This is a genomic window from Blastocatellia bacterium (assembly GCA_035573895.1).
In the GTDB taxonomy this organism is placed as follows: Bacteria; Acidobacteriota; Blastocatellia; order HR10; family HR10; genus DATLZR01.
This window is the reverse complement of record DATLZR010000079.1, coordinates 1-3,404: the sequence shown is the minus strand read 5'-3', so window position 1 is coordinate 3,404 and position 3,404 is coordinate 1. Positions and strand designations below refer to the sequence as shown.

8 protein-coding genes and 1 tRNA gene are annotated in these 3,404 nt (G+C 58.8%); all 9 read right to left on the bottom strand.

Annotated features, from left to right (window positions below; genetic code table 11):
• Positions 1–161 (bottom strand): 50S ribosomal protein L7/L12 (locus tag VNM72_08090; protein ID HXF05361.1); only part of this gene is annotated, 161 nt, incomplete at its 3' end.
• A 123-nt stretch (positions 162–284) separates the two neighbouring features.
• Positions 285–815 carry a 50S ribosomal protein L10 gene (gene rplJ / locus VNM72_08085; protein ID HXF05360.1) on the bottom strand — a complete coding sequence of 177 codons (531 nt, stop codon included), beginning with the start codon at positions 813–815 and terminating at the stop codon, positions 285–287.
• A 142-nt stretch (positions 816–957) separates the two neighbouring features.
• A complete protein-coding gene (rplA, locus tag VNM72_08080; protein ID HXF05359.1) occupies positions 958–1,644 on the bottom strand; it encodes a 50S ribosomal protein L1 in 687 nt (228 codons plus the stop codon).
• A gap of 43 nt (positions 1,645–1,687) precedes the next feature.
• Positions 1,688–2,113, bottom strand: coding sequence for a 50S ribosomal protein L11 (gene rplK / locus VNM72_08075; protein HXF05358.1), 426 nt, complete (start codon positions 2,111–2,113; stop codon positions 1,688–1,690).
• A gap of 3 nt (positions 2,114–2,116) precedes the next feature.
• Complete coding sequence (nusG, locus tag VNM72_08070) at positions 2,117–2,680, bottom strand: transcription termination/antitermination protein NusG (GenBank protein ID HXF05357.1); 564 nt, start codon at positions 2,678–2,680, stop codon at positions 2,117–2,119.
• 3 nt (positions 2,681–2,683) lie between these two features.
• A complete protein-coding gene (gene secE, locus VNM72_08065) occupies positions 2,684–3,001 on the bottom strand; it encodes a preprotein translocase subunit SecE (GenBank protein HXF05356.1) in 318 nt (105 codons plus the stop codon).
• A 19-nt stretch (positions 3,002–3,020) separates the two neighbouring features.
• A tRNA-Trp gene (locus VNM72_08060) sits at positions 3,021–3,096 on the bottom strand.
• Positions 3,097–3,099: 3 nt separating this feature from the next.
• Positions 3,100–3,252, bottom strand: a complete 153-nt coding sequence (gene rpmG / locus VNM72_08055; GenBank protein ID HXF05355.1) for a 50S ribosomal protein L33 — start codon at positions 3,250–3,252, stop codon at positions 3,100–3,102.
• An 11-nt stretch (positions 3,253–3,263) separates the two neighbouring features.
• A partial coding sequence (gene tuf, locus VNM72_08050) for an elongation factor Tu (protein HXF05354.1) occupies positions 3,264–3,404 on the bottom strand: 141 nt, incomplete at its 5' end.

Sequence of the window (3,404 nt, the reverse complement as noted above, 5' to 3'; positions counted from 1 at the left end):
GCTCCCGCCGCCGGAGCGCTCACGGCCCCGGGTAGTGGCCCTACGGCCACGGCCGCTGCGGATACGCCGAATTTAGCCTCCATCATTTTAACCAGCTCGGATGCCTCCAGCAAGGTCAGCCCGGCAATTTGATCAACAATGGCTTGAAGTTTGTCACTCACGGTAAAACCCTCCCAACTGAAATTTCAGACTATCGAAGCAGGGTGAGTTCTCCTGCGACGGTCCGGTTTCCGTCACGGCGCCTCGTTTCATGAGTCCGACAAAGGGCGCGGCTTTCGACAGAATCACTCCCCCTGCGGCTTCTTTTGATCTCGAATCTGACTGAGCACGACCAGGAGATTGCGCGTCACGCCGGTGAGCGCCGACATCAGGGCTCGGGTCGGCGCGTTCAGAAGCCCCATGACCGAAGCCATCAGCTCCGGCTTCGAGGGCAAGGCGGCGACCGCTTCGATCTGCTGCGCTTCGATCGGATGGCCGTCCACCAGCGCAGCCTTGAATTGAAGCTCCGCATTCTCACGAGCGAACTCGGTGAGAATTTTGGCCAGCGCCACCGGATCATCGTGAGTCAGAGCGATAGCCGTCATCCCTTTGAAGTGCTCGCTCAGCCGTTCCACCGGCGTCCCCCGGGCAGCCAACCGGGCCAGCGTGTTCTTCACCACGCGCAATCGAGTATTGGCCTGGTGAAGCTTTCGTCGCAGCGCCCAATCCTTAGCGACCGTCAGCCCCTGGTAGCTCAGCACGACCAGATGAGGGGCCCGGCGAAATTCCTCCGCCAACTGCTCAATTTCTTGCTGCCGTTGAATCCTCGTCTTCATAATCCTTCACCTGACGTCTGACGAATTCTCCCTCACCCCACATCCGCTTTGCACTTGCCCGGCACACGATCCGTTCCGGCGGTCAGCCCTGCTCGCCCTCCTGAACCACCGTTCCGCTGCCCCCCTCATGGCAGCCAACTGTTCACGGAAGCCCGCTGACATCCACTTTCGCCGCCGGACTCATGGTTGTCGAGAGATAGATGCTCTTGATGTATTTGCCCTTGGCCGACGCCGGTTTCGCGTGGATGACCGCATCAATGAGCGCCTGGGCGTTCGCGACGAGCTTGTCCGTCTCAAACGACCTCTTGCCGATGGGCACATGAATGACGCCGGTTTTATCCACGCGAAATTCCACCCGTCCGGCCTTCACCTCGCGCACGGCGCTTTTGACATCGAAGGTCACCGTTCCGGTCTTAGGGTTCGGCATGAGCCCGCGCGGGCCCAGAATTTTCCCCAACTGCCCCACCGAGCGCATGACATCGGGCGTGGCGATGAGGGCGTCGAACTCCAACCATCCTCCTTTGATCTTCTCGACCAGGTCTTCGCCACCCACGATGTCAGCACCGGCTTCCTCGGCCTCTTTCACCTTATCGCCCGTCGCAATGACGGCGACTCTCTTGCTCTTGCCCAGGCCGTGCGGGAGCACGACCGTGCCGCGCACCATCTGATCGGCCTTGCGCGGGTCCACATTGAGCTGAATCGCCAGCTCGACCGTCTCATCGAAGCGGGCATAGGCGACCTGCTTCACCCGCTCGATGGCCTCGGCCAAACTATAAGCCCTGGTTCGATCAATCTGGGCTGCCGCAGCAGCGTACTTCTTTCCGCTCATAATCGGTCTCACCCTCCGGTCGTCCGTATGGAGGTCAACGGACCTATTCGACGATCTCCAATCCCATGTTCCTGGCCGTCCCGGCGATGATGCGCATGGCCGCCTCTAAAGACGTCGTGTTCAAATCGGGCAGCTTCATGCGGGCAATCTCCTCGAGTTGTTTCCGGGTGATCTTGCCCACCTTGGTCCGGTTCGGCTGGGGCGATCCCTTCTCGATGCCTGCGGCCTTCTTCAACAGATCGGCAGCCGGAGGCGTCTTGGTCACGAACGTGAAGGACCGATCCTGATAGATCGTCACCACGACGGGAATTTTCACATCGCCGGCGTTGGCCGTCCGGGCGTTGAACTGCTTGCAAAACTCCATCAGGTTAATGCCATGCGGGCCGAGCGAGGTTCCCACCGGCGGCGAGGGATTAGCTTTTCCCGCCGGCAGCTGAAGTTTGACCTGGGCGACTACCTTCTTGGCCATAGTTCACTCCTCTTCGGCAAACGTGACCTTCTCGACTTGAAGGAAATTCAACTCCACCGGCGTCGGCCGTCCAAAGATGGTCACCATGACCTTGAGCGTGTTTTTGTCGGGATTAATGTCGTCCACCTTGCCGATGAACCCGGTGAACGGCCCGTCCATGATCTTCACCATTTCGCCGGTGGTGAAGGTGTGCTTCGGTTTCGGCTTATCGGCAGTGAGCGAAACGTGGTGAATGATTTCGTTGACCTCCTCTTCGGTTAGAGGAGTCGGATGCTGACCGCCGACGAATCCGGTCACTTTCGGTGTATTGCGCACGACATGCCAGGCTTTCTCCGAGATTTCCCCGTTCTCGTCGGTCTCGATCTGCACCAGCACATAACCGGGGAAGATCATCTTCTCCGACTCCACGCGGCGACCGCCACGCAGCTCCACCACTTTCTCGATGGGGACCAGCACATCGGAGATCTCCTGCTCCATGCCGAAAGCCCGCACCCGATTCTTCAGGCTCTCGCAAACCTTATGCTCGTGCCCCGAATAGGTATGAACGATGAACCACCGTTTCGCCATGATCTATTGTGACGAATACTCGATGAGCTTGCTCACCAGATAGCCGAGCGCCAGATTCGTGTAATAGAGGAAGTAGCCGAAGAAAAAGAGCACAATCAACACCACAACCGTTTGTCCATAGACATCCTGTCGCGTCGGCCAGGTGACTTTCTTCATCTCCATCTTCACGTCCTGGTAAAACTGCCGCGCCGCCCGCGCCTTGGCCACTGTCCAGCTTCCGATACGAACCGGGAGCAGGGCGATCCAGCGAACGCCCCGGGTGAACCAACTTGGTTCCGCGCCGATTTCTTTCTCCTCTATCTGCTCGGCAACTTTCGCCATATTCCGCTGTGAGGACGAGTGGCAGGGGTAGCAGGATTCGAACCCGCCCTTGCGGTTTTGGAGACCGCCGTGCTATCCGCTCACACTATACCCCTGCACTACTTCGTCTCCTTATGAAGCGTATGCCGACGGCATGTTCGGCAAAATTTTTTCAGCTCCAGTCGTTTGGTCGTCTTCTTCTTGTTCCGGGTCGTCGAGTAGTTTCGGTTCTTGCACTCAGAGCATTCCAGGATGATGATGTCACGCGGCATGATGTCCTCCGTCACTCGACGATATCGGTGATGGAGCCGGCGCCGACGGTGCGACCGCCCTCGCGGATGGCAAAGCGCAAGCCCCGCTCCAGGGCGATGGGCGTGATCAACTCCACCTCCAAATTCACATTATCCCCCGGCATCACCATCTC

What these genes read in the sequence shown, in the direction of transcription:
- rplJ (HXF05360.1), bottom strand. Translation starts at nt 815, where the DNA reads ATGAAGACGAGGATTCAACGGCAGCAAGAAATTGAGCAGTTGGCGGAG.
- rplA (HXF05359.1), bottom strand. Translation starts at nt 1,644, where the DNA reads ATGAGCGGAAAGAAGTACGCTGCTGCGGCAGCCCAGATTGATCGAACC.
- rplK (HXF05358.1), bottom strand. Translation starts at nt 2,113, where the DNA reads ATGGCCAAGAAGGTAGTCGCCCAGGTCAAACTTCAGCTGCCGGCGGGA.
- nusG (HXF05357.1), bottom strand. Translation starts at nt 2,680, where the DNA reads ATGGCGAAACGGTGGTTCATCGTTCATACCTATTCGGGGCACGAGCAT.
- secE (HXF05356.1), bottom strand. Translation starts at nt 3,001, where the DNA reads ATGGCGAAAGTTGCCGAGCAGATAGAGGAGAAAGAAATCGGCGCGGAA.
- rpmG (HXF05355.1), bottom strand. Translation starts at nt 3,252, where the DNA reads ATGCCGCGTGACATCATCATCCTGGAATGCTCTGAGTGCAAGAACCGA.